This is a genomic window from Streptococcus sp. KHUD_017 (genome assembly GCF_054861245.1).
Genome location: NZ_CM142175.1, coordinates 1827203 through 1853105 on the forward strand (window position 1 = coordinate 1827203; position 25903 = coordinate 1853105).

The 25903-nt window shown below is 37.1% G+C and carries 25 protein-coding genes; 5 read left to right on the forward strand and 20 right to left on the reverse strand.

The window, feature by feature from the left end; genetic code table 11:
* Positions 1 to 15: 15 nt before the first annotated feature.
* The 5 genes from rplI to ACVAMZ_RS09205 form a co-directional block, all read right to left on the reverse strand.
* A complete protein-coding gene (gene rplI / locus ACVAMZ_RS09185; protein ID WP_004250991.1) occupies positions 16 to 468 on the reverse strand; it encodes a 50S ribosomal protein L9 in 453 nt (150 codons plus the stop codon).
* On the reverse strand, positions 465 to 2438 hold the full coding sequence (locus ACVAMZ_RS09190) for a GGDEF domain-containing protein (protein WP_461684645.1): 1974 nt from the start codon (positions 2436 to 2438) through the stop codon (positions 465 to 467). Before ACVAMZ_RS09190 ends, rplI begins: the two co-directional genes overlap by 4 nt.
* Positions 2439 to 2590: 152 nt before the next feature.
* Positions 2591 to 3139, reverse strand: coding sequence for a ribosome hibernation-promoting factor, HPF/YfiA family (gene hpf, locus ACVAMZ_RS09195; RefSeq protein ID WP_414275539.1), 549 nt, complete (start codon positions 3137 to 3139; stop codon positions 2591 to 2593).
* A gap of 79 nt (positions 3140 to 3218) precedes the next feature.
* Entirely contained in the window at positions 3219 to 3881 is a 663-nt protein-coding gene (locus ACVAMZ_RS09200) for a ComF family protein (RefSeq protein ID WP_461684646.1), read from the reverse strand.
* On the reverse strand, positions 3878 to 5176 hold the full coding sequence (locus ACVAMZ_RS09205) for a DEAD/DEAH box helicase (RefSeq protein WP_461684647.1): 1299 nt from the start codon (positions 5174 to 5176) through the stop codon (positions 3878 to 3880). The genes ACVAMZ_RS09200 and ACVAMZ_RS09205 overlap by 4 nt, the downstream gene beginning before the upstream one ends.
* A gap of 55 nt (positions 5177 to 5231) precedes the next feature.
* Here ACVAMZ_RS09205 and ACVAMZ_RS09210 point away from each other — a divergent pair, with 55 nt between their 5' ends.
* Together ACVAMZ_RS09210 and cysK are read left to right on the forward strand one after the other, a co-directional pair.
* Entirely contained in the window at positions 5232 to 5867 is a 636-nt protein-coding gene (locus tag ACVAMZ_RS09210) for a YigZ family protein (protein WP_461684648.1), read from the forward strand.
* 155 nt (positions 5868 to 6022) lie between these two features.
* Positions 6023 to 6949: a cysteine synthase A gene (gene cysK / locus ACVAMZ_RS09215; RefSeq protein WP_461684649.1), complete on the forward strand. Its 927-nt coding sequence runs from the start codon at positions 6023 to 6025 to the stop codon at positions 6947 to 6949.
* An 84-nt stretch (positions 6950 to 7033) separates the two neighbouring features.
* Here cysK and tsf read toward each other — a convergent pair whose 3' ends face one another.
* From tsf to yfmF, 13 genes are all read right to left on the reverse strand, one after another.
* Positions 7034 to 8074 carry a translation elongation factor Ts gene (tsf, locus tag ACVAMZ_RS09220; protein WP_461684650.1) on the reverse strand — a complete coding sequence of 347 codons (1041 nt, stop codon included), beginning with the start codon at positions 8072 to 8074 and terminating at the stop codon, positions 7034 to 7036.
* Positions 8075 to 8152: 78 nt separating this feature from the next.
* Positions 8153 to 8935, reverse strand: a complete 783-nt coding sequence (rpsB, locus tag ACVAMZ_RS09225; RefSeq protein ID WP_004250981.1) for a 30S ribosomal protein S2 — start codon at positions 8933 to 8935, stop codon at positions 8153 to 8155.
* Between the two features lie 279 nt (positions 8936 to 9214).
* On the reverse strand, positions 9215 to 10426 hold the full coding sequence (locus ACVAMZ_RS09230; protein ID WP_414294028.1) for an aminoacyltransferase: 1212 nt from the start codon (positions 10424 to 10426) through the stop codon (positions 9215 to 9217).
* A gap of 209 nt (positions 10427 to 10635) precedes the next feature.
* A complete protein-coding gene (gene pcsB, locus ACVAMZ_RS09235; RefSeq protein ID WP_461684651.1) occupies positions 10636 to 11841 on the reverse strand; it encodes a peptidoglycan hydrolase PcsB in 1206 nt (401 codons plus the stop codon).
* Positions 11842 to 11933: 92 nt separating this feature from the next.
* Entirely contained in the window at positions 11934 to 12428 is a 495-nt protein-coding gene (gene mreD, locus ACVAMZ_RS09240; RefSeq protein ID WP_214262851.1) for a rod shape-determining protein MreD, read from the reverse strand.
* Positions 12425 to 13246: a rod shape-determining protein MreC gene (mreC, locus tag ACVAMZ_RS09245; RefSeq protein WP_263394188.1), complete on the reverse strand. Its 822-nt coding sequence runs from the start codon at positions 13244 to 13246 to the stop codon at positions 12425 to 12427. Before mreC ends, mreD begins: the two co-directional genes overlap by 4 nt.
* A gap of 31 nt (positions 13247 to 13277) precedes the next feature.
* The gene (locus ACVAMZ_RS09250; RefSeq protein ID WP_461684652.1) at positions 13278 to 14072 is read right to left on the reverse strand and encodes an energy-coupling factor transporter transmembrane component T family protein; all 795 of its coding nucleotides are present in this window, start codon (positions 14070 to 14072) and stop codon (positions 13278 to 13280) included.
* A complete protein-coding gene (locus ACVAMZ_RS09255) occupies positions 14065 to 14904 on the reverse strand; it encodes an energy-coupling factor transporter ATPase (protein ID WP_461684653.1) in 840 nt (279 codons plus the stop codon). Before ACVAMZ_RS09255 ends, ACVAMZ_RS09250 begins: the two co-directional genes overlap by 8 nt.
* A complete protein-coding gene (locus ACVAMZ_RS09260) occupies positions 14889 to 15716 on the reverse strand; it encodes an energy-coupling factor ABC transporter ATP-binding protein (RefSeq protein ID WP_461684654.1) in 828 nt (275 codons plus the stop codon). Before ACVAMZ_RS09260 ends, ACVAMZ_RS09255 begins: the two co-directional genes overlap by 16 nt.
* A gap of 2 nt (positions 15717 to 15718) precedes the next feature.
* On the reverse strand, positions 15719 to 16258 hold the full coding sequence (gene pgsA / locus ACVAMZ_RS09265) for a CDP-diacylglycerol--glycerol-3-phosphate 3-phosphatidyltransferase (RefSeq protein ID WP_461684655.1): 540 nt from the start codon (positions 16256 to 16258) through the stop codon (positions 15719 to 15721).
* An 11-nt stretch (positions 16259 to 16269) separates the two neighbouring features.
* Positions 16270 to 17103 (reverse strand): cytoskeleton protein RodZ, encoded by an 834-nt coding sequence (rodZ, locus tag ACVAMZ_RS09270; protein ID WP_461684656.1) that lies wholly within the window; start codon positions 17101 to 17103, stop codon positions 16270 to 16272.
* A gap of 40 nt (positions 17104 to 17143) precedes the next feature.
* Entirely contained in the window at positions 17144 to 18424 is a 1281-nt protein-coding gene (gene yfmH, locus ACVAMZ_RS09275) for an EF-P 5-aminopentanol modification-associated protein YfmH (RefSeq protein WP_461684657.1), read from the reverse strand.
* Positions 18421 to 19671: an EF-P 5-aminopentanol modification-associated protein YfmF gene (yfmF, locus tag ACVAMZ_RS09280; RefSeq protein ID WP_461684658.1), complete on the reverse strand. Its 1251-nt coding sequence runs from the start codon at positions 19669 to 19671 to the stop codon at positions 18421 to 18423. Before yfmF ends, yfmH begins: the two co-directional genes overlap by 4 nt.
* 159 nt (positions 19672 to 19830) lie before the next feature.
* Here yfmF and yaaA point away from each other — a divergent pair, with 159 nt between their 5' ends.
* Positions 19831 to 20199 carry a S4 domain-containing protein YaaA gene (yaaA, locus tag ACVAMZ_RS09285; RefSeq protein WP_461684659.1) on the forward strand — a complete coding sequence of 123 codons (369 nt, stop codon included), beginning with the start codon at positions 19831 to 19833 and terminating at the stop codon, positions 20197 to 20199.
* 2 nt (positions 20200 to 20201) lie between these two features.
* Positions 20202 to 21293 carry a DNA replication/repair protein RecF gene (recF, locus tag ACVAMZ_RS09290; RefSeq protein ID WP_461684660.1) on the forward strand — a complete coding sequence of 364 codons (1092 nt, stop codon included), beginning with the start codon at positions 20202 to 20204 and terminating at the stop codon, positions 21291 to 21293.
* Positions 21294 to 21348: 55 nt separating this feature from the next.
* Here recF and guaB read toward each other — a convergent pair whose 3' ends face one another.
* Complete coding sequence (gene guaB / locus ACVAMZ_RS09295) at positions 21349 to 22827, reverse strand: IMP dehydrogenase (protein ID WP_006154819.1); 1479 nt, start codon at positions 22825 to 22827, stop codon at positions 21349 to 21351.
* 162 nt (positions 22828 to 22989) lie between these two features.
* Positions 22990 to 24015 (reverse strand): tryptophan--tRNA ligase, encoded by a 1026-nt coding sequence (gene trpS, locus ACVAMZ_RS09300; RefSeq protein WP_461684661.1) that lies wholly within the window; start codon positions 24013 to 24015, stop codon positions 22990 to 22992.
* A gap of 207 nt (positions 24016 to 24222) precedes the next feature.
* On the opposite strand from trpS, the gene ACVAMZ_RS09305 reads away from it, so the two are divergent.
* On the forward strand, positions 24223 to 25845 hold the full coding sequence (locus tag ACVAMZ_RS09305) for an ATP-binding cassette domain-containing protein (protein WP_461684662.1): 1623 nt from the start codon (positions 24223 to 24225) through the stop codon (positions 25843 to 25845).
* Positions 25846 to 25903 lie beyond the last annotated feature (58 nt).

Below are 25903 nucleotides of genomic sequence, written 5' to 3' on the forward strand. Positions count from 1 at the left end.
TTACTCAAATCTAGCTTATCCTTCTTTTACACGAAGATTGATGACGCTAGTTACATCCTGATAAATTTTTACCGGAACATCAATCAAGCCAACTGCTCGAATTGGAGATTGAACTTGAATATGACGTTTATCAATTTTAATTCCAAATTGTTTTTGGAGCTCTTCCGCAATTTTCTTGCTAGTAATTGAACCAAAAGTTCTCCCATCTGGACCAACTTTTTCAACAAACTCAACAATTGTTTCTTCTGCTTCAAGTTTCGCCTTAATTTCTTGTGCTTCTGCAAGAAGTTGAGCATGTGCTTTTTCTTCAGATTTTTGCTTCCCACGCAGCTCACCAATTGCTTGTGAAGTCGCTTCTTTAGCAAGGTTTTTCTTAATCAAAAAATTTTGCGCATAACCTGTTGGTACTTCCTTGATTTCGCCTTTTTTTCCTTTGCCTTTTACATCTGCTAAAAAGATTACTTTCATTCTTCTGTCTCCTTTTCTCTAATTTCATTAGAAATAACGGTTTTTAGTTTATCACCTGCTTCTTGCAGAGTCATATCTGTCAGTCGGGCAGCTGCCAGGTTGAAGTGGCCTCCACCTCCCAACTCTTCCATAATCCGTTGCACATTGATCTTACTTCGACTTCGTGCAGAAATGGAAATATCACCTTGGCTGTTTTTAGCAATGACAAAGCTAGCTTCAATACCTGACATAGCTAACATAGTATCAGCTGCTTTACTAATCACTACAGTATCATATTCCTTAGTATCCTTGGCCTGAGCGACAAGAATAGAAGGTTGTACCGCCTGTCCTTGCAAGATGAGTTCATTAACCAATCGATACTCTTCAAAGTCAGTCGCCGCAAGTTCTTGAATTACAATACTATCACTACCACGTGTTCTTAGATAACTCGCCACGTCAAAGGTTCGGCTAGTTACACGAGAGGTGAAATTCTTAGTATCCAGCATCATACCGCCCATAAGAACACTAGCTTGGATACGACTTAAGCGTGCTTTCTTAGAGTTTTGGAATTGAATTAACTCTGTTACAAGCTCGCTCGCACTACTTGCTCCACTCTCGATATAGGTGATAACAGCATTTTCCGGGAAATCCTGATCTCGTCTATGGTGGTCAATAATGATGGTTTGTGTAAACAAATCATAAAACTCTTTTGACAAGGTTAAAGCTGTCTTAGAGTGGTCGACCATCACTAGCAAGGAACGATTAGTGACCATTCCCATAGCTTGAGTTAGAGGGATGAGTTTTGTTACTCCCTCATTCTCTAAAAATTGAATGGCACGATGAATGTCCGGAGACATTTGTTCTGCATCATAGACCACATAACTTTCATCCAAGACGTTACTCGAGAACAATTGCATACCAACAGCGGAGCCTAAAGCATCCATGTCTAAGTTTTTATGACCAACCACGAAGACATGGTCAACACTTCTCAACTTTTCAGAGATTGCCGTCATCATTGCTCTTGTACGTGTTCTTGTTCGCTTAATAGAAGCTGCAGAACCACCACCAAAATAAATTGGATTTTTCGTCTCATCATTTTCTTTTACAACGACCTGATCTCCCCCTCGAACTTCTGCAAGGTTGAGATTTGATAAAGCAACTTTACCAATACCTTCATGATCACCATCACCGTATGACAAGCCCATACTCATGGTTAAGGCTAAATCTCGCTGCTTAGCTTCTTCACGGAAGGTATCAATTACAGAAAATTTATCCTGCATCAATTGCTCTAATACCGTATAGTCGGTAAATAAGTAGAAACGATCCATGGTCACTCTACGAGAAAACATCTGATGTTTTCCGGTAAACTCTGCGACAAAATTCGCAACAAAACTATTAATGTGACTGATGTCAGATTCAGATGTTTCGTCCTCTAAATCATCATAATTATCTACCGAAATAATACCAATAACAGGGCGACTTGTAACCAATTCTACTGTGGCTTCGTACTCTCCAGAAACATCAAAAAAGTAGAGCACACCAGAATTTCTATCTAGATGTACCGCATAACGTTTTTCTCCCACATTTGCATAAATTCCAGGAGACGATATGGATGTTTTTATAATTTCTTGAACTTGAGGAAGGTCAATTTCTCCATCTTCCGTTGTCAGCATTAACTCTGCGTAGGGATTGAACCACTCAATCTCACTACTTTCCATGTTTAGTTTGACAACTCCAACTGGCATCTGTTCTAAGAGTGAACTTAAACTATCTTCCGCCTGATGGTTTACGTATTGGATTTGTTCAATTTCTGTTTTTTGATAAGATTTCTTCTGAAAATAAAATAGCAAAAGAAATGCCACCATCAAGAAAAATAAGCATGCTATTGTGACTAGGTTATTTTGAAGAAAAATAACCAATACAGTCATGATTATAAAGGCAATCCCAACAAATAAGTATATAAAAAAGGGATTCATTTCATTTTTTTTCATTACAAACCTCTTGCGCAATATTATACCATATTTGCACTAAAAAAGCGACCTTTAAAGAAGGAATAGCACTTGTGCTCAAATGTAGCATGTAGGAACACAAAAGGTGGTTTACACTAGTGTAAACCACCTTTTTAGTCTAAGCATATTACATATTATGATTCTTTTACTTCAAGAAGACCAATATCTCCATCTTCGCGTCGATAAATGACATTTGTTGTTTCATCTTCAACATCGATATAAATGAAGAAATCATGCCCCAATAAGTCCATCTGAAGAAGTGCTTCTTCAAGGTCCATTGGTTTTAAATCAATTTGTTTTGAACGAACAACTTTAGGTTGAGCAACATCTGTCTCTTCTACCAAGGCATCTGTAAATAGTTGGCTAGTAGAAACTTTATTTCTGTTCTTACGTTCAATTTTAGTTTTATTTTTACGGATTTGACGTTCAATCTTATCTGTCACCAAATCAATAGATCCATACATATCTTGAGAAACGTCTTCTGCACGAAGAGTTATAGACCCAAGCGGAATTGTTACTTCTACCTTAGCAGTCTTTTCACGATACACTTTCAAATTTACACGTGCATCTAGTTCTTGATCTGCTTGGAAGTATTTTTCGATCTTTTCGAGTTTAGAAACTACATAATCACGAATTGCTTCAGTTACTTCTAGGTTTTCACCACGGATACTATATTTAATCATATAAGTACCTTCTTTCTAAACATATTTGTTTTTCTACATTTATTATAACGCTTTCATAATCTTTTTGCAATCTTTTTCCTCATCTTACGAGGGAAAATGTTTTAACCTCTTCTGCTCCTGCATTTTCTAGCATACTCTTGACACGGTTAACAGTCGCTCCTGTTGTATAAATATCATCAATCAATAGAATCTTTTTGGGAATCCTACTGTCTTCTTTAATAAAAAACGGAAGTTCCGTGGCCAAACGCTCTGAACGATTTTTAGAAGAACTTGCTTTTTCTTCTCTTTTCCCTAATACATCCAGATGGGAAAGCCCTGCCGCTTCTATTAGGCCTGCAACCTGATTAAAACCTCTTTTTGCATACCTCTCAGGGCTTAACGGTATTAAAATAAAATGATAATCCTTGTATTTTTTTAAATTCTCTTTTAAAATCATTGCAAAAACTTTTCGGAGAATATAATCGCCATCAAATTTATAACGATTAAAGAAGTCTTTCATGGCTTGATTATAACTAAAAATCGCTTCATGACTTACTTCAATCCCTTCTTTACACCAAAGTTGACAATCTTGACACGAACTTGATACTCCTTTTTTATGACAATTTGGGCAATGTTCTTCCCCAATCATTTCAAAACTTGAGTAGCATGCTAAACAAAGTGAGCCCTCCTCCTTTTTCAAAAAAAGAAGCTCTCCAAAGGTTAGATTTTTCTTCAAATGTTGGGCACATAGTAAACAAATCATAGTCCTGCCTCCTTGTTCATCAGTTTAATTTCCTTTATAGCATTCTTAATCGAACGATTTAATCCATTATGAAAGAAAATTAGATCTCCTGTAGGTCTATCCATGCTACGACCTACACGTCCTCCAATTTGAATGAGGCTTGATTTTGTAAAAAGACGATGGTTTGCTTCTACGACACAGACATCAACACAAGGGAAGGTAACTCCGCGCTCCAATATTGTTGTGCTTATCAATATGGTCAATTCCCTATCCCTAAAAGCTTGAACTTGCTCTAATCTATCTTCAGTAACTGAGGATACGAAACCAATTTTCTCATTTGGAAATGTCTCTTGTAAGATTTCCTTCAACTTCTCTCCCTTTGTAATTTCTGATGCAAATATTAGTAAGGGGTAGCCAGTTCTTCTCTGGTTTTCAACATATCTTTTTAGCTTTGGTGGTAGGTGAAACTTATCCAAACATTTATCCAGACCAGATAGCCAAACGGGTTTTGGAATAATTAAAGGATTTCCATGGAACCGCCTTGGCAGGCTTAGTCGTTTTAGTTTCCCTAAGCGAACCTTCTTATCCAACTCATCTGTAGAAGTTGCAGTGAGAAAAATTCTGAGTCCATTTTCCTTTACACAATTCTTTACAGCTTTGTAAAGCATCTTGTTGTCAACATAGGGGAATGCATCTACTTCATCTACTATTAGTAAATCAAAAGCGTGATAAAACTTTAATAATTGATGAGTTGTTGCAACAACTAGTGGTGTCCGAAAGTATGGTTCAGACTCACCATGCAGTAAAGCTATTTCACAAGCAAAGTCATTCTGCAATCGCTTATACAATTCCAAACAAACATCTATCCGTGGACTTGCTAGACAAACTGCGCCACCATCATTAATAACTTTCGCAACAACTTTATAAATCATCTCTGTCTTCCCAGCGCCAGTCACTGCATGAACTAAAGTCGGTTGCTGGTTCTCTACTGCCTGAAGTAATCCTTCTGATACTTTCTCTTGAAATGGAGTCAATTGTCCCTTCCATTTAAGAACATCTTGTTTAGGAAAATCTTCTTGAGGGAAATAATATAAGGCCTGATCACTCCTAACTCGCTTCATCAACAAACATTCTCGGCAGTAATGAGCATTAATAGGTAGAGACCATTCATCTTGAATCATACTATCACATCGTTGGCAGAAGAGTTTCCCCTTCTCTTTTCTCATGCTTGGCAGCTTCTCCGCCAGTTGTCGTTCTTCAGGGCTTAATTCTTGTTCTGTAAAAAGTCGGCCTAGATAGTTTGGATTTATTTTCATACTTCTTTATTCGTAAAATCTAGAACTTTAGACTATTTTTTAGTACAATAAAAATATGGAATTTAGAACGATAAAAGAGGACGGACAAGTCCAAGAAGAAATCAAAAAATCACGATTTATTTGTCATGCAAAACGTGTCTATAGTGAAGAAGAAGCTCGTGCCTTTATCACTGCTATCAAAAAAGAACACTATAAGGCTACCCACAACTGCTCTGCTTTTATTATCGGTGAGCGCAGTGAAATCAAGCGAACCAGTGATGATGGGGAGCCAAGTGGAACTGCTGGTGTACCTATGCTAGGAGTTCTAGAAAATCACAATTTGACCAATGTTTGTGTAGTTGTTACCAGATATTTTGGTGGTATCAAACTGGGAGCAGGAGGTCTTATTCGCGCTTATGCAGGTAGTGTTGCCTTAGCTGTCAAAGAAATTGGAATTGTTGAAATTAAAGAACAAGCCGGGATTCAAATTCAAATGAGCTATGCTCAATATCAAGAGTATGGGAATTTTCTTAAAGAACATAATCTTATGGAACTCGAAACCAACTTTACAGATCAAGTTGACACAATTATCTTTGTCGATAAAGAAGATAAAGAGGATACCAAAGCTGCCCTCATAGTTTTTTTTAATGGGAAAGTTATCCTAACAGATCGAGGTTTACGAGAAGTTGAAGTCCCTGTAAACCTTGTGTAGAGCACTCTTAAATACCTTCCCTCAATTTTTAGATTTACACTGACTATTTTTCTGATTGTTATAAAAAAATCCTATCGCTTCGATAGGATTTCTATATTTTACAAAAGTTTAAGATAGCGTTATACTAGAAGCATCTTATATAAAGAGGTGCTAACATGGCTATTTATAACAATATCACAGAACTTATCGGAAAAACACCGATTGTTAAATTGAATAACATTGTACCAGAAGGTGCAGCAGACGTCTACGTAAAACTAGAAGCTTTTAACCCAGGTTCATCCGTTAAAGACCGCATTGCTCTCAGCATGATTGAAAAAGCAGAACAAGAGGGTAAATTGAAACCAGGCTCTACAATTGTAGAAGCAACAAGTGGGAACACTGGTATCGGTCTTTCATGGGTTGGCGCTACTAAAGGTTATAAAGTTGTCATCGTTATGCCTGAAACAATGAGTGTTGAACGCCGTAAGATCATCCAAGCTTATGGTGCTGAACTAGTCCTTACTCCTGGTAGCGAAGGTATGAAAGGTGCGATTGCAAAAGCGCAAGAAATTGCTGCTGAACGCGATGGTTTCCTACCATTACAGTTTAATAACCAAGCTAACCCAGAAGTTCACGAAAGAACAACAGGAGCTGAAATTCTAGCTGATTTCGGAGCTGATGGTTTAGATGCCTTTGTTGCAGGTGTTGGTACTGGAGGAACTATTTCTGGTGTCTCTCACGCTCTTAAATCGGCTAATTCAGACATTCAAGTTTTTGCAGTTGAGGCAGACGAATCAGCAATCTTGTCAGGTGAAAAACCTGGACCACACAAAATTCAAGGTATCTCAGCTGGATTTGTTCCAGAAACACTTGATACGGAAGCTTACGATGGGATTGTTCGTGTAACATCAGACAATGCCCTTGCACTTGGCCGTGAGATCGGCGGAAAAGAAGGCTTCTTAGTAGGTATTTCTTCTGCCGCAGCTATCTATGCAGCAATCGAAGTTGCTAAAAAACTTGGAGCAGGTAAAAAAGTACTTGCACTCGCACCAGATAACGGAGAACGTTATCTATCTACAGCGCTCTATGAATTTGAAGTGTAGTCTCCTAAATACACAAAGCCCTTGTTAAAGGGCTTTTAAATTTTTATAAAAGAAAAAGGAAGCAAATTGCTTCCTTTTGTATGATTAGTTATTCAAGGCTGCTGCCATTGTAGCTGCAACTTCAGCTTCAAAGTCATTCGTAGCTTTCTCGATACCTTCACCAACTTCAAAGCGAGCGAACTCAACTACTGAAGCGTTAACTGATTCAAGGTATGCTTCAACTGTCTTGCTGTCATCCATGATGTAGACTTGTGCAAGAAGTGTGTATGCTTGGTCAACTTTAGTGTTGTCAAGCAAGAAGCGATCCATTTTACCTGGAATGATTTTGTCCCAGATTTTTTCTGGTTTACCTTCTGCAGCCAACTCTGCTTTAATGTCAGCTTCAGCTTGAGCGATAACTTCATCAGTCAATTGTGCTTTTGATCCATACTTCAAGTGTGGAAGAGCTGGTTTGTTAACCATTGCACGGCTTTCGTTATCTTGGTCGATTACGTGGTTCAATTGAGCCAACTCATCTTTAACAAATTGCTCATCCAATTCTTTGTATGAAAGAACTGTTGGTTTCATCGCAGCAATATGCATTGAGATTTGTTTAGCAAGCGCTTCGTCTCCACCTTCGATTACAGAGATAACACCGATACGTCCACCGTTGTGTTGGTAAGCACCGAAGTGTTGTGCATCTGTTTTTTCAAGTAAAGCAAAACGACGGAATGAAATTTTTTCTCCGATAGTTGCTGTTGCAGATACATATGCAGCTTCAAGTGTTTCACCTGAAGGCATTGTCAATGCAAGTGCTTCTTCGTTGTTAGCTGGTTTTCCTTCAGCGATTACTTTTGCAGTTGCATTTACCAATTCAACGAATTGAGCGTTTTTCGCAACGAAGTCAGTTTCAGCATTTACTTCAACTACTGCTGCGACGTTACCGTTAACAAATACACCAGTCAAACCTTCAGCAGCAACACGGTCAGCTTTTTTAGCTGCCTTAGCCATACCTTTTTCGCGAAGCAATTCAATCGCTTTTTCGATATCACCTTCAACTTCGACCAATGCTTTCTTAGCGTCCATGACACCAGCACCAGATTTTTCACGCAACTCTTTAACAAGTTTAGCTGTAATTTCTGCCATTTTGATTCTCCTATATTTTTTAAAAATAGGAGAGCCGGGCTAAGCCCCGCCCTCCTAGGTAATGATTACTTATTTGAATTAAGCGTTGTCGCCTTCTACAACTTCAACGATTTCTTCGATTGAGTCTGCTTGAGCTTCTGAAGCTGCAAATTCTGCTTCAACTGCTGCTACAGCATCTTCACCTTGGCGACCTTCGATGATAGCGTCTGCCAATTTAGCTGTGATCAACTTAACTGCGCGGATAGCGTCATCGTTAGCTGGGATGATTACATCGATATCATCTGGATCAGTGTTTGTGTCAACCATCGCTACAACTGGGATACCCAATTTTTTAGCTTCTTTAACAGCGATTTGCTCTTTATGTGGGTCAACTACGTACATTACATCTGGAATGCGAGGCATGTCTTCGATACCACCCAAGAATTTTTCAAGACGAGCGCGTTGTTTGTTAAGAAGTGCAACTTCTTTCTTAGGAAGAACGTCGAAGATTCCTTCTTCTTCCATGCGTTTGATTTCTTTCAAACGAGCGATACGTTTTTGGATTGTTCCCCAGTTAGTAAGGGTACCACCCAACCAACGGTGGTTGATGTAGTATTGACCTGAACGTTCTGCTTCTTCTTTAACAGCGTCAGCAGCTTGTTTCTTAGTACCAACAAACAATACAACTGCATCGTTAGCTGCTGCATCACGCATAAAGTCGTATGCTTGGTCAGCATATTTTACAGTTTGTTGCAAGTCGATAACGTGGATTCCGTTACGCTCAGTGAAGATGTACTTAGCCATCTTAGGGTTCCAGCGACGAGTTTGGTGACCAAAGTGTACACCAGCCTCAAGAAGTTGTTTCATTGAAATTACTGCCATGAGTATTTCTCCTTTTTTGTTTTTTCCTCTTCTTGATTTCAACTTGCAAAACAACCCAAAGGCAACCGATCCACAATTCATCAAGAATGAGTATTATCGTTCACACGACAAGTTTCATTTTATCATAATTGGAGCTTTATTTCAAGTGATTTTGTTATTTTCTCCTTATTAAATTACTCGTAAGCACTCTAAATTTAAAACATCTCAACATATACTGCTGAGATGTTCTAATAGCTAATTTTTAAAAATTTAATGTAGTAGCAAAATAATTAGTTCATCCTATCTACTTCGAAGTTTCTTGCGGATTTTATAGGCTATATTAAACAAGAAATACAATGAGCTAGTTGGATAGTTAAACTCACCAGCAAACTCCTCAATTGTGGGATTAAATTTAGATTTAAAATTAAATAACCCGCCTTCTAAGTTGTTTTCAATTCCACCCATATTATGAGTCTCTGCCCCACGTTCAAATGAATGTTGAGCTGTCTCAAACCATGTAGGAATAGCAGGTTGATAGTGTCTAAACTCTTCATTCATTCCAGCATATAAGTTTTCTGAGGTTTTTCCAAATTCGATGGTCAAAGTTCCAGATAATGGGACGATATTGTCCCCTCTATCAATATGGCTCTTAAGAAAAGAAACCTCTTCCTCTAACCGTTTTCTCTCTTGCTGATTCTCTTTTACTTTGCCTTCTTTCGTTTTATCTGTAAACTTCTGCGCTGTTTTTAGATTCTTTTCGAGTTGATTCTCAACTTCTTTCAATCTATTAGGTAAATCTAAATAGCTCAGTGTGATAAAGGAGTGATCAGGATAAGTGTTCAGTAACTTTTGATAATAATCTTTGCCTCGTAAACTAATGTTCTTACGAGACTCTGTTTTCTTCATTAAAAATGAAAATTCATCTAATAAGTCGAGTCCACCGAATTTTACTTCCAATCCTTTATTTCTTGCAGTTCGGATAGCCTGCTTAGTAGACTTGGATAATTGATCTAGTGAGAAGTTTTCTTTATGAATATTGGCTTGAAAACGTGGTTGTATATTTTCTGCCATATCCTTTGTTAAGCCTGTCCAATAAACTTTATTTTTTTTCAGTTCTTCAATAATTTCAAAAGTTTTAGAGTTTTGAATAGTTTCTTGCCCAATAAGACCTCTACTGATAAATAAACTTGGATCAAATTTAACCATTATTGCATGGCTTTTTTTAGCAAGTTTTTTCAACGTCAAAAGTACAAATTTCAGAAGTTCTTTATCTTCATAGTCAATTACTGGACCTCGTGGAATATAGAACATAGAAAGTCCTAATGGTAGTGGCTGAATTAAGATATTCGCTACTCCAACTAGTTGATCCTCTTTATAAAAGCCAACTCTCTCATTTCCCCAAGTATCCTTTATCTTGGACCAATCACTACTCTGCAATAAATTTCCTTGAGGATGATTTTCTAAAAACAAATCCCACTCTTTCACATCAACATTTATTTTATACGTAAACATAACTCCAACACCGACTCCCTTTAGAAACCTTTTTATTAACGTGCTACACTCGTACTAAATCTCTAAATTTCATCTAACTTTAACTAAATAATTATAAGAAAAGAATATAAAATAAGTTCAAGTAATTATATAATGAAATTTATTTTTCAGCACTATACAAAGGGTGAGATTTATAAAACCTCACCCTAAATTTAGTAATAATCAGTATATTAGTTTGGATAAATGTATCTTACAGTACCTCTTGATGCTGTCGGATTAAACCATCCACGATAATTTCCAATTGGTTGAGTTCCACTACCATCATAGTTACATTCAGAAACTTGAATACGAGTTGATGATTCAACAGCCGTAACAACTGCTACGTGACCATATCCTCCATCATCCCATGAAGCAATTGCACCAACTTGTGGTGTAGAACCTGTACGGAAACCTGCAGCCGCTGCACTTGCAGCCCATTGGCCACCATTCCCCCAGTAATCGCCAGCCCATGGTGCTAAAGTTTTTGCACCCCATGTACATTGACCTACAGGATAACTTGATGCATTTGAACTATAGGTTGGGCGCTGACTTACAGTAGTTACTGCAGGTGTGTAGCTTGAATCATCGTCTGATGATGAGCTTGAAGTTGCTTGTACTTGTGCTGCAAAGGTTGTATTTGCTGAAGCAGCAACTGTTTGTTGTTGACTTGTTTGTTTCGCTTTGTATGCTGCTTCTGCTTCAGCTGCAGCCTTAGCTTCTGCTTCAGCTGCTGCTTTTTGCTCTAACAAAGTAGCTTTTTCACCTTCTGCGGTAGCTTTTTCTGCTGCAAGATTCAACTCGGCTGCTTTCAATTCAGCTTGTTTTGTTGTCAAAGCTTGAGCGTCATCAGCAAGTGTTTGTTGGTTGGCAATAACTGTGTTGATTGCTTCATTGTTAGCAACTTGTTTTTCAGAGATAGCCTTTTTATCTTCTTTTTGTTGTTGCAACATTTTATTGTTTGCTGAGACAATTTCACTCATAGCTGCTACACGAGAAATAGCTTCTGTGATTGAGTTAGAGTTAATAATTGTATTAATGTAGCTTGTAGCAGTTCCGTTAGTTTGTGCACTACGAGCTTGGTTTTCAAGCGATTCATTACGAGCTACGATATTTTTTGAAAGCTCTGCAATTTCTCCTTCAAGTTTTTTAGACTCTTCTTGAAGCTTTTCGTTTTCAGATTGTAATTTTTCTTGCTCTGATTGAATAGCTGAAACTTTAGTTTGAATTTCGTCTACTTGTTTTTGAGCTTCCTTTTGTTGTGTTGTCAACTCACTAATTTTGCTATCTTGAGCTGCAATTTTTTCATCTGTTGTGTTAGCTTTAACACTTGAAAGCACAGCTCCTTGTGAAACTAATACTGTACTTAATAATAGTGATGCTAGAATTTTTTTCTTCATAGTGTAAATACTCCTTCTTTAAAAAGACAATACTAGTATATCAAAAAAAGGCCTAATAAATATTACGCCTTTATTACAGTTTTGTTTCTTTCTTATAGATATATTTTTTCAAAAATATATTGGAAAACTAACATCCATATAAAATTCAATATCATAGTAGGAACAAGACTATAAACCATAAACACAGATAAATTTTCTGCAGTTAATCCTACCAAGTGTGCTAGGATAAAGCTAGCAAATTCAAATGTAAAAGTCATCATTAAAACGGCAAGTACTCGAGTCCATCTATTTGACAAAATAACTGAGTTGCTTTTATACACTATTGCTCCAATAATTACAAATAGTAGACTAGCTATTCCAATCAAATGGAAGAAATAAATATCGTATACAAGTCCTACAACTAGGCAATAAGCTAAAAACAGATACTCAGATACTTCTATCGTTTCAAATAATAAGAAGATAAAAATAAAGTGGCTAACAATTTGTATATGTGGAAAAAAACTATTTACAAACTGCCCTAAATGGCTATCAATCAAGACAATCAAGGGCAATAGTACAAACATTCCTATCTGCTTAAAAAGTCTCATGATGGATTCCCCACTAACTCTACAACTTTAAGGTTCATTGGATCAGCATGCAATTTAACCATGACTTCTCTTGTTAGATAGTCCGTACTATGTGTCACTGATACGACTTCCCCTACAGGGATATCTGTAGCATTAAAGTTTCCTAAGCCGCCAGTTACCACTTTGTCACCTTGACTAATGTCGCCACTGCTGTTTAATTGACTGATTTTTAGTAGTTCTTTTTCCTTGTCATAACCAATGATAATACCATAAATACTACTAGATCCGTGCTGGATTTTAACAGAAATCTTCTCTGTGTTTTCAGCGTTTGTTAATAAATTGACTACGGATGAGTTGTCTTCTACTTTTTCAACGCTTCCAACAAGCCCTCCACCAGAAACAACGAGCATACTAGTTGTTACACCTTGTTTTGATCCGGCATTAACTGTCAATTCCTGTCTCCAAGTTGCTGGAGTTCTCATAATGACATCTGCAGTAATTAGCTTGCTCGCGTTCAATTTTGACTTCATATCTAATAATTGACGCAGTTGTTCATTTTCTTCTTTTAATCTGTCTGCTTCATTTGTTTCTTTTTCCATTTGATAGAGTTCTTTTTTAAGAGTCTCATTCTCATTATAAGCTCTCGTCAAATTTCCTAAATCTGACTTTGTAGATTCTAACCATTGAAATGGTTTCTGTACAATTCTATCTATCAGCGAAATGCCATCTCCAACCTTTGTCACAACTGCACTGGATTGTGTCGTTACTAAAAAGACAGAAACCATTAGTATAACGACAAATAGAACAATGATATATTTTGATTTTTTAAAACGATTCATGCCTTTACCTTATATTATTCTATACTTCACTTTAGGATTTTAATAAAAACAAGATTCCACCTAACACACATACAAGTAGTATGGCCACACTATATTTATGCATCCAATTCAATTGTCGATACTGACTACGTCCATTCCCACCTTGATATCCTCTAGCTTCCATAGCTGTAGCAAGAGAATCCGCTCTTTTCAAACTTGTAGCGAATAATGGAATTAAAATAGGAATCATAGCCTTAACCTTCTGGATGATATTCCCCTCTCCAAAATCTACACCACGCGCCTTTTGAGCGTTCATAATTCGAATTGTATCATCCATCAAGGTTGGTACAAAACGCAAGCTCATTGACAACATCAGTCCAATTTCATGAACAGGCACTTTAAATCTTTTTAAAGGGCCAAGCAAGGACTCAACTGCCGTTGCCAGGCTTAGTGGCATTGTAGTCAAAGTAAGCAAGGTTGAGAAAAAAATAATCAACACAAAACGGCAAAAAATGATCCCTGCCTGCTCAATGCCCTGACTCGTGATTTTAATAAACCCCATCTCGAACAAGACATCTCCACCAGAGATAAAGAAAAGTTGAAAAAGGGTTGTAAAAGCAATCAGAAAAAACATAGACCGCAAACCTTTTATGAAAAAGGATAAGGGAACCTCAGATAAGGCTACAAATATACCTGTTACAACGAAAAGGATCACATTAGTTATTGGATTATTGGCCCAAAAAACGATCATAATCAATAAAATCATTGCCACTAATTTACTACGAGGATCCAAACGATGAACAATCGAATTTCCTGGTATGTAACGACCTAAAATCATGTTATCCATTGATGAACTCCTTAAACTCCTCTATCGTTATCGGCAATTGTTTAAAAGAAACCCCTCGTTCAGCTAGCCTTTGAGCAAATCTTGTGATTTTTGGAACACCTAATTGGATTTTTTCCATGAATTCGACATTTTGAAATATAAGACTTGGCTTCCCACTCTTGACCAACTTTCCTTTTTCCATCACATAAACTTGGTCAGCAAATTCGGCCACGTCATCCATCAGATGAGTCACTAAAACAATCGTGATTCCATCCTGATGAAGTTTTTTAAACAAGGCCATTAACTCTTTTCGACCAATTGGATCCAAACCAGCTGTTGGCTCATCTAAGACCAAAATGCTAGGCTCCATCGCCAAAATACCAGCAATCGCAACCCTTCTCATCTGACCACCTGAAAGTTCAAACGGGCTTCGTTCAAAGAGTGATTCATCAATTCCTACTAAAGCTAGTTTTTCACGCGCAATAGCTTCTGCCTCTTCTACAGAAACTCCAAAATTTTGAGGTCCAAAAGCCACATCTTTCAAGACCGTTTCCTCAAAGATTTGATTTTCTGCAAACTGAAAAACCAAGCCCACTTGTTTGCGGATTTGACGAATTTGCTTATTGACGGATGTTGATGTAATTAATGTATCAAAGACACGAACACTTCCCTTTGTGGGAACCAACAAACCATTCAAAAGTTGTAGAATTGTAGATTTCCCACTTCCTGTATGCCCAATAATTGCTGTATAAGATCCATCCTCTATTGACAAACTAACATCGGACAAGGCTGCTGAAGCAAAGGGTGTTCCTTCCTGATACGTATAACTCACATTGTCTAGAATAATTCCCATAAAGCCTCCTCGAGCTCCTCTTCGGTCAGGTAGTGCTCTGATAATTTCAAGCCACTAGTACGTAGCGATTCTTTTAATTGGTTGACAAAGGGTTGATCTAAACCAATTTGATCTAAATCTGACCTAGAGAATAATTCTCTAGGAGTGCTTGTTGACTCAACTTCTCCTTTTTTCATTACCAAAACACGGTCACTCATAGCAACCTCATCTAAATCATGCGTAATAGAGATAACTGTCATCGGGTGGTCTTGGCGAATCTTCTGGACTATCTTAATCAACTCTAGTCGTCCTTCTGGATCCAACATACTTGTAGCCTCATCCAAAATTAAAATGTCTGGTCGCAGAGCTACAACTCCTGCAATTGCCACTCTCTGTTTCTGACCTCCAGACAAGCGAGCTGGTTCTTTTTTTGTAAATTCCGCCATCCCAACTAATGACAGAGCTTCAGAGACTCGTTTCTTCATCTCTTCAAGCAGAATCCCTTGGTTTTCTAGGCCAAAAGCAACGTCATCTTCAACAGTTGCTCCCACGAACTGATTATCGGGATTTTGAAATACCATACCAATCTTACGTCTTTTCTCCCAGACATTTTCTGGTGTTAGGCAATCACCATCTATCCAAATTTCTCCAGATTCAGCCTCGAGTAAGCCATCAATCAAGCGAACTGTCGTTGATTTCCCACTCCCGTTGTGACCAACGATTGACAACCATTCTCCACGTTTCACGTGAAACGAAATGTTATGAACATCATAATGTTCTTGATCTGCCTGGTATCGAAATGACAGATCCTTAATTTCAATAATCGATTCCATATCTAGCGAAAGGTTCCTTTAAATAAATATGCGCTTCCCTTGAAGTAATCATAACCAGAATAAACTGTGAAGAACAAGGCAATATAAAGAGTTATCTGACCAAGTAAATTCCAATGGAATAACAAGAAGATAATCGCGAACATCTGGCTAAATGTCTTGATTTTTCCTGGCATTGCTGCAGCTAAAACAGTTCCTCCAGTTTCAACTAAGAGTAGGCGCAACCCAGTAACTGCAAGTTCACGACAAATGATAACAGCAACTAGCCAGGCTGGAGCCATGTTTAAACCAACCAACATGATGAAGGCTGACATGACCAACAACTTATCAGCCATCGGATCTGCAAATTTACCAAAATTACTAACCACTTGCCATTTTCTAGCTAAATAACCATCTAGATAATCAGTGATACTAGCAATAGCAAAAACAACAGCCGCCATTTTATGCAATAAAGGAGACGATCCGAATGATAAAAGGAGGATAAAAATCGGAATAAATACAATTCTACCCAGCGTAAGTATGTTAGGAATATTCTCTTTTTTCATATTATCCTTCCTTAATTTGAACTCAAATTCATTGTAATCCAACCAGTTTGGCCTGTTAATTTCGAAGTATCGATTTCCTGATTATCGATTTTTATTTTCACGCCTTTAACAACACCTAATGTGATAGTTACTGGAGATCCTTTAGAAATTGTTGTTTTAACTGTTTTATTATTTGGATCTAGAGTTGCCCCTCCAGCCAAATCAGTATCTGAAACGCTAACCCAACTTGTTGCATCCGTTACAGATAATTGAAGTTCGGCAGTTTCTTTAGGAGTTTTATATTCCACTGATATGACATCTCCCTGACCTGAAACAGTTACAGCTGAGGCTTCAGTCGAACTTGATGGATTAGTGGTTTGATTACTACTTGTTGTTTCACTACTTGGTGCATTTGTAGTTGTAGTTGTAGTCACAATATTATAGTTAGCTGAAGTTGTTTCTGTTGGCTGTGTTTGAATATAATTCCAAACATAGCAGGTTACGAAAATTAAAATTGATAGGGAAAATAGAACAAAGTAAAAAAGTGGAAGCAAGGAACGCTTCTTACGATTGGAACGTCTACGACCTGTTAGTTCTATCTCATCAACATCAACTTCCTCATAGGTAATCATACTCCCTGAATCATATGCGTCTAAAACAATGTTTTCATCCAACTCAACTGCCCAAGCATATTTCCTCAAAAAAGAACGAGCATAAAAGGGACTAGGCAATTTATCAAAATCATCTGATTCTAAGGCTTCTAGCATATCAAGTTGGATGTCCGTTTTACGCTGCAATTCCTCCAGACTCAAACCTTGATTAATTCTTGCTAAACGTAAAACTTCACCAATTGTTTTTTTTCTCATACTTACCATTCCTTCTTTCTAGTCTATTTTACTTGAATGACTATAGTGGAAAAATCGTAAATTCAACGATTTCACTACTGTCGATAAAATGATGTCCTACCTCAAGAACATCTTCCAAGGTCATTTCCTGTATAATCTTTGGCAAATCAAATAGGGTTGATTCCTCAATATGCGACTGATATTGAGTCGCAATAAATTCTAAAGAATTCATGTTATGGATAAACTCTCCATAAATTTCACTTTTTATTAAATCAAGATGTTCTTCCGAAACATCTGCATCAGTCACAAAGTTCTGAATCGCCTTTCGAAATTGGTGCGAAATTGCAACAGGCTCCTTCGTCTCCATTGTCAGCATCAAAAAGTTAAACCGTCGATTGATTTCAACTTCTAAAGCTAATGAAGCATCTAATTTCCCAGTTTCATACAAACTCTGAAATCTATTAGAAGTCCAACCAAACATCATCGTAAATAAAGCTCTTAGCAAAATACTATATCGGTAACAATCCTGATTACTCATATTGGAATTTGTTCGAACACCAATAGCTAATTTAGGAGAGGCGACATCCATACGACTGCTATCAACCTTCTTTACAGGGTTTAAAGCGATTGTTTCTCTCGAAGTTTCTTCTATCCAATCTCCAACATCCTTTTGTCTGAAATAATTCTGTATCAGTTCTAAATCAAAGTTCCCAACAAGGAAAATATGACTATTGACAGGAGTGTAAAATTCTTCAAAATTATCTCGTAAATCCTCTAATCTAATATTTTCTATCGAATCTTCAGTTCCAACAATATCTGAAGCCAGAGGACTTTCTGGATATAGATTTGCAAGTGTTTTAAAGAATAAGCAGGAATCCGGATCGTCTTGGTACATTTCGCGTTCTTGCTGAATGATATCCTTTTCACGTTCAACAGATTCTTCAGTAATATTAAAGCTTGTAACTAGCTCGTCAAGCAGGTCCAAACACTCAGTAACATGGTCAGACGTTGAAAAAAGATAACTTGTACTTGTAAAGCTTGTAAAGGCATTACTATCTGCACCTAGTTCAGTAAAACTAGCCATAATATCTTCAGAATTTTCTCTTTCAAAAAGTTTATGCTCTAAAAAATGAGCAATCCCTTTTGGATATATTTTTCTTTTTCCATCTCTTGCTGTAAACTCTGTGTCAACTGAGCCAACTTGAACGGTGACTACACCGTAAACTTCGTTAAAGTCATTTTTTGGAAGTAAAGTAACTGTCAAGCCATTTTCTAATGTTGCTTGATAAAGAGTTTCCTTTACAGCTGGATAGTATTTCTCGTCAAAAGTAACTCTAGTCATTCTGCTCCTTCCATAAAATAGATAGCTTGCAATTTCAGGCTAGACGCAGCCCTACAGATTGCCTCCTTGTCAACTTGCTCTAGTGTCTCTATCAAAGTATCCAGGTCTAAAACCGATTTACCAAAAAAGATGCTTAAGTATTCTCTGTCAATAATCGAATCTTGATTATCCTGACTCAACAACATCGTCCTACGAATCATTTCCTTAGTTTGATTAACTTCAATATCTGTAAATCTACCATTTTTGATATTGAGTAATTGATCATTCATCAATTTTCTTGCCTTGTTTCGGTTCTGACGATTGATTCCAGCAAATAATCGTAAAAATCCACTAAAAAGATCCAGGTGACTAGATACAGTATAAGCTAGACCTTCCTTTTCCCTTACTTGAGTAAACAATTTAGAGTGGGGGAAAGCTCCAAGCAGACCGTTTACAAGCAGTAAAGCCATTTTTTGATCATCCCCATAACCAATTGTGCTATGATAGCCCAATTCTAAAATAGACTGCCCTAGGTTTTTCCTGTCAATTCCTTCCCTAAGAACATTTGAATAGTCTTGTCGATACTGAATGTTTACAGTTTCTTTACGACCTGTCAAGTTCAATTTCTTCAGGTTTTCTAGAACTTCAATTTCATTAAAGTCCCCTAAAAAGAATAAATCAATCCTATCTTCGTTCAGCATTTTTTGGAAACTTGAATAACAAGTTTTAGATGTTTCTTCGGAAATTCTGGAAATCAAATCTTTAGGGACTAACTGCATGGATTCTTCTTGGAAAAACAAATGATCTAATTCTTTATGCGCAAAGAAGAAAGGATCCTCTAATTCTGATTCCAGTCTTGCCAACAGTTGTTTTTTCTCAATTTCAAAGGCATTCTTTTCAAACCCTTCCTCATCTGACAAGGGATTAAATATGACTTGATACAATAATTCTAAAATTTGAGAAGTTAACACGTTTTTCTTGCTTAAAAATTCATCTCGAACATACGTTAAACTGACATCTACAAGATGGCTTTGCCCTCTTCTATATGCATGAGTCGATAAATCCGCTCCATATAATGCTGCTAAATGTTTTCTAAGAATTTGAGCAGTTGGAAAACTTTTATTAGCTGTTTCAAGCATACTAGCGCTTAACATGCGACCTGAAATTAAATCCAGAGATAACGGAGCTGTGAAACGCATGGTTATTTTATTAGTCTTAAACTTTTTAGATTGGATAAAATGAACTGCAATTCCAGGGAACAACTCCATCTTTTACCTCCTTTTACATAGAGTTCTATTATACCATGAAAACGAAAATTTTTCTTGTTCTCTTTGACTCTTTTAAAATTAAAATCGTTTTCATATCAGTGGTTTCTTCTCAACTATTTTGAGCAAAATATGGTATAATACCAAAGATTGAGGTGAACTATGGAATACAAATTATTTGAAGAATTTATTACTCTCCAATCTCTTTTGAAAGACCTTGGAATCATACAAAGTGGCGGTGCTATTAAATCTTTTTTATCTGACCACCTTGTTTATTTTAATGGAGAATTAGAAAATCGTCGAGGCAAGAAAATTAGAATCGGGGATTCTATTGAAATCCCTGATTTAAAAACCCAGATTGTTCTAGTTCAACCAACCCCAGAAGAACTAGAGGAGTTTCATCTAGAAAAACTTGAGAAAGAACGTGTAGCTAAGCTTGTAAAGGAAATGAATAAGAAAGTTCAAAAAAAATCTACAAAAAAAGATCAACCAACAAATACAAAACCTGCACCACGTTTTCCAGGTAGATAATCATGTGGTTGAAAAACTTATCCATTAAACAATTTCGTAACTATCATAATATTGAAGTTGATTTTAACCCAAAATTAAATGTATTTGTTGGCCGAAACGCCCAAGGGAAAACGAATCTTCTTGAAAGTATTTACTTTTTAGCCTTAACAAGAAGTCATCGAACAAAGACAGACAAAAATTTAATTCAGTTTGAAGAAGAACAACTACAAGTTTCCGGTCTGTTGCAGAAGAAAACAGCAACTATACCACTTGAAATCGACTTAACACAAAAAGGTCGGATTACTAAAGTGAATCATTTAAAACAAGCTCGTCTTTCTGATTATATTGGACATATGAATGTTGTCTTATTTGCTCCAGAAGATTTACAACTTGTCAAAGGTGCGCCAGCCATTCGACGTAAATTCATTGACATGGAGTTGGGACAGATCAAACCGATTTACTTGTCAGACTTGTCAAGCTATAACCATATTCTTAAACAGAGAAATACCTATCTAAAAACTACACAAAACATTGATGAAACATTTTTATCCGTTCTTGATGATCAACTTGTTGAATATGGATGTCGTGTAATGATTCACAGGGCTGACTTTATACAGAAAATGGATTTCTTTGGTCAAAAGAAACATTTTGACATTTCAGACCAATTAGAAGAACTGTCAATACGCTATCAACCTTCTGTAAACTTTGTTGACAAAGAACATTTAGCTGATTCTTTTTATATAGCACTTCAAAAGAGTAAACCTAGAGATTTATTTAAAAAGAACACAGGAGTTGGTCCTCACCGAGATGATATGGTTTTCTTAATCAACGGTATAGAAGCAAGTTTTGGCAGTCAAGGACAGCATCGTAGTCTAGTTCTGTCTGTCAAACTAGCTGAAATCGAGTTGATGGAAAGCATTACCAAGGAATCTCCCATTCTTTTACTTGACGATGTTATGAGTGAACTTGACAATAATCGTCAACTTAAATTATTAGAGACTATCTCTCATAACATTCAAACCTTTATAACAACTACAAGTTTAGACCACCTTCAAAACTTGCCTGATAACCTAAGCGTCTTTACAGTAAATGATGGTCAACTATCTGTAAACTAAACTTTACATGCATGTTAAAACAAAAAAGCTCCTGTTAAACAGGAGCTTTTTTTAATTACATTGAGTAATTTGGTGCTTCGTTAGTAATTTGCACATCATGCGGATGACTTTCTTTTAGACCTGCACCAGACATTTCGATAAACTGAGCATTATCATGCAATTCTTTAAGATTCGCAGCACCACAGTAACCCATACCAGAACGAATACCACCAATCATTTGGAAGACGATGTCAGCCGCTGCACCTTTATAAGCAACACGACCTTCAATTCCTTCTGGAACCAGTTTGTTTGCTTCATTAACTGAACCTTGGAAGTAACGGTCGCTTGACCCCTTCTTCATAGCAGCAATTGAACCCATACCACGGTAAGTCTTGAACTTACGTCCTTGGAAGATTTCAGTTTCACCTGGAGCTTCATCTGTTCCTGCAAACATTGATCCAAGCATTACTGCATTTCCACCAGCAGCAAGAGCTTTAACAATATCTCCAGAATACTTGATTCCACCGTCAGCGATAATCGTTTTTCCATATTCACGTGCAACTGCTGCAGCATCGTAAATTGCTGTTACCTGTGGTACACCAACACCTGCAATCACACGAGTTGTACAGATTGAACCTGGACCAATACCAACTTTAACAACGTCAACTCCTGCGTCATAAAGAGCACGCGCACCTTCAGCAGTAGCAATATTTCCGGCAATCAATGTACGGTCTGGGAAATGCGCACGAATCTCAGCAATTTTTCGGAGAACTCCTGCAGAGTGTCCGTGTGCTGTATCGATGACAATCGCATCTGCACCTGCTTCAAAGAGAGCCTCTGCACGTTCAAATGTGTCAGAAGTAACACCCACTGCACCTGCAACTAGAAGGCGACCAAACTCATCTTTTGCAGCATTTGGAAACTCAATAACTTTTTCAATATCCTTAATAGTAATCAAGCCAGAAAGACGACCTTCTTCGTCAACCAAAGGAAGTTTTTCAATACGGTGCTCTTGTAGAATACTCTCAGCTGTTTTTAAATCTGTACCAACCGGTGCAGTAACCAAGTTTTCGCTAGTCATGTGTTTTGAAATCGGTTGGTTATAGTCAGAAATAAAACGAAGATCTCGATTTGTTAGGATACCAATCAATTTACGGTTTTCAAGAGTTTCAACTACAGGTACACCACTGATACGGTAGCGACCCATTAGTTCATCTGCTTCAGCGATTGTATGTTCCGGCGTCAAGAAAAATGGATCGATAATAACACCATTCTCAGAACGTTTTACCTTTCGTACTTCGTCAGCTTGTTGCTCAATAGACATGTTTTTATGGATAACTCCAAGACCACCTGCACGCGCAATAGCAATTGCCATCTGGCTCTCTGTTACTGTGTCCATCGCAGCTGTAATAATTGGGATATTTAAAGTCAAATTATCTGCCAATTTCGTTGTCAAATCCGCATCATTAGGCAACACATGACTCTCTGCTGGAATGAGCAATACATCATCGAAGGTAAAACCTTTTTTCAAAAATTTAGTGTCCCAATTAGACATTGAAGTTTCCTCTTTTCTTTCTTTTTGAGCTTGACGCTTTTTGTATTGTATCTATCATACCATTCTATGAAAATTTGTCAATTATATTGATAATAGATAATATAAAAAAACTATCCCTTTAATTTTAAAGAAGAGATAGTTTTAGAGTTCATATTTTATCTATTAATGAAAGTAATTTAGCCCCATTGCTGCTTTTACCTCTGAGAGTGTTTGTCCTGCAACTTCTCGAGCTTGTTCACTACCTTTTTGCAACATATTATAAACTTCACCCATATCTTTAGCAAACTCAAGACGGCGTTCACGGATTGGACCAAGTTCACGTTCTAAGATTTCAAGTAGATAACGTTTAGTCTTGACATCACCTAGACCACCACGTTGATAATGCTCTTTCATTTCAGCAATTTCTTGAACATCCTCTGGACGTCCGAAAACATCTAAGTAATGGAAAACCATATTGCCTTCAATCCTACCTGGATCCTCAACACGAATATGATCTGGATCAGTATACATACTCATCACTTTTTTACGTAAAGTATCCGCATCGTCAGCTAGATAAATACCATTATTAAGTGATTTCGACATTTTGGCATTACCATCTAAACCTGGCAAACGTCCTGCACCTTCATGCTCAGGATAAATTCCTTCTGGCTCCACTAAAACATCACAATTGTAGGCATGGTTAAAAGAACGAACAATTTCACGTGTTTGTTCAATCATCGGCTTTTGGTCATTCCCTACTGGAACCAAGTTAGCCTTAAATGCTGTAATATCCGCAGCTTGCGCAACTGGATAAACCAAAAATCCTGTTGGGATACTTTCTCCAAAACCTTTCTGAGCAATTTCTGTTTTGACAGTTGGGTTTCGTTCCAAACGGGCCAAAGAAACCAAATTCATGTAATACATGGAAAGTTCTGCCAATTCTGGTATCTGACTTTGGATGAAAATCGTTGATTTATTAGGATCTAACCCCACTGCAAGATAGTCCAAAGCGACATTCCCAATAGACTCTACTATTGTTTGAGGATCTTTTGCGTGGTCTGTTAAGGCTTGTTGGTCAGCTAAAAAGACAAACATGTCATATTTATTTTCTTCTTGTAGTAAGACACGATTTTTTAAGCTCCCAACGTAGTGCCCAATATGTAATTTCCCCGTTGGACGATCTCCTGTTAAAATAATGGGTTTATTCATCTTATTCTCCTTTGATATGGTCCTTTCAATTATAGCATTTTTTTAATAAAAAGACAGATAATTTTTTTATTCAAACAATAGACTTGTTAACCCTTTCAACTGTAAATCATTTGTAAACTTTCTTGACAAAAAATTGACAAATAAAAATTTGAATATTTAGTGATTTTCTAGTAAAATTAGAGTATTACATATAATAGGAGAAAAACTTTGCTAACAGTATCTGATGTTTCACTACGTTTTAGTGATCGTAAACTTTTTGATGATGTCAACATCAAATTTACAGAAGGAAATACCTATGGTTTGATTGGTGCCAATGGTGCTGGAAAATCAACTTTTTTAAAAATCTTAGCTGGTGATATCGAACCTACAACTGGTCATGTTTCTCTTGGGCCAAATGAACGTCTTTCTGTCCTTCGTCAAAATCACTTTGACTATGAGGATGAACGTGTTATTGATGTTGTTATCATGGGTAATGAAAAACTATATAACATCATGAAAGAAAAAGATGCTATCTACATGAAGGAAGATTTTTCAGACGAAGATGGTGTCCGTGCAGCAGAGCTTGAAGGAGAATTCGCTGAACTAGGTGGTTGGGAAGCAGAGAGTGAAGCTTCACAACTCCTCCAAAACCTAAATATCCCTGAAGAACTTCATTACCAAAATATGAGTGAACTTTCAAATGGGGACAAAGTGAAAGTACTCCTTGCCAAAGCTCTATTTGGTAAACCAGATGTTCTTCTTCTAGACGAGCCTACCAACGGTCTTGATATCCAATCTATCACTTGGTTAGAAGATTTCTTGATTGACTTTGATAACACTGTTATTGTCGTGTCCCATGACCGTCACTTCTTGAACAAAGTATGTACTCACATGGCCGACCTGGACTTTGGTAAAATCAAACTTTATGTCGGAAACTACGACTTCTGGAAGGAGTCATCTGAGCTTGCTGCTAAATTACTAGCAGACCGTAATGCTAAGGCTGAAGAAAAAATTAAACAACTCCAAGAATTCGTTGCACGCTTCTCTGCCAATGCTTCTAAATCAAGACAAGCAACTTCACGAAAAAAAATGCTTGACAAGATTGAACTAGAAGAAATCGTTCCTTCTAGTCGCAAATACCCATTTATCAGCTTTAAAGCTGAACGTGAAATTGGTAATGACCTCTTGACAGTAGAAAATCTATCTGTAAAGATTGACGGTGAAACTATTCTTGACAACATCAGCTTCATCTTGCGTCCAGGTGACAAGACAGCTCTTATCGGACAAAACGACATCCAAACAACTGCCTTGATCCGTGCTATTATGGGTGAAATCGAATATGAAGGAACTGTCAAGTGGGGAGTTACAACAAGTCGCTCTTACTTGCCAAAAGACAATTCAGCTGATTTTGCTGGTAGCGAATCAATCCTCGACTGGTTGCGTCAATTTGCGAGTAAAGAAGAAGATGATAATACCTTCCTACGTGGTTTCCTAGGCCGTATGCTCTTCTCTGGAGACGAAGTTAACAAGCCTGTAAACGTCTTGTCAGGGGGAGAAAAAGTACGCGTGATGCTTTCAAAACTCATGCTTTTGAAATCAAACGTCCTTGTGCTTGACGATCCTACAAATCACTTAGACTTGGAATCAATCTCAAGTCTGAATGATGGATTAAAAAACTTCAAAGAATCGATTATCTTTGCCAGTCATGACCATGAATTTATTCAAACATTAGCAAATCACATCATCGTCCTTTCTAAAAATGGTGTCATTGATCGTATTGATGAAACCTATGACGAATTCTTAGAAAATGCTGAAGTTCAAGCAAAAGTAAAAGAACTTTGGAAAGATTAAATTAGATGATAAAAACTCAGTTGGATAATCCAACTGAGTTTTATTGTTTTTATGAATT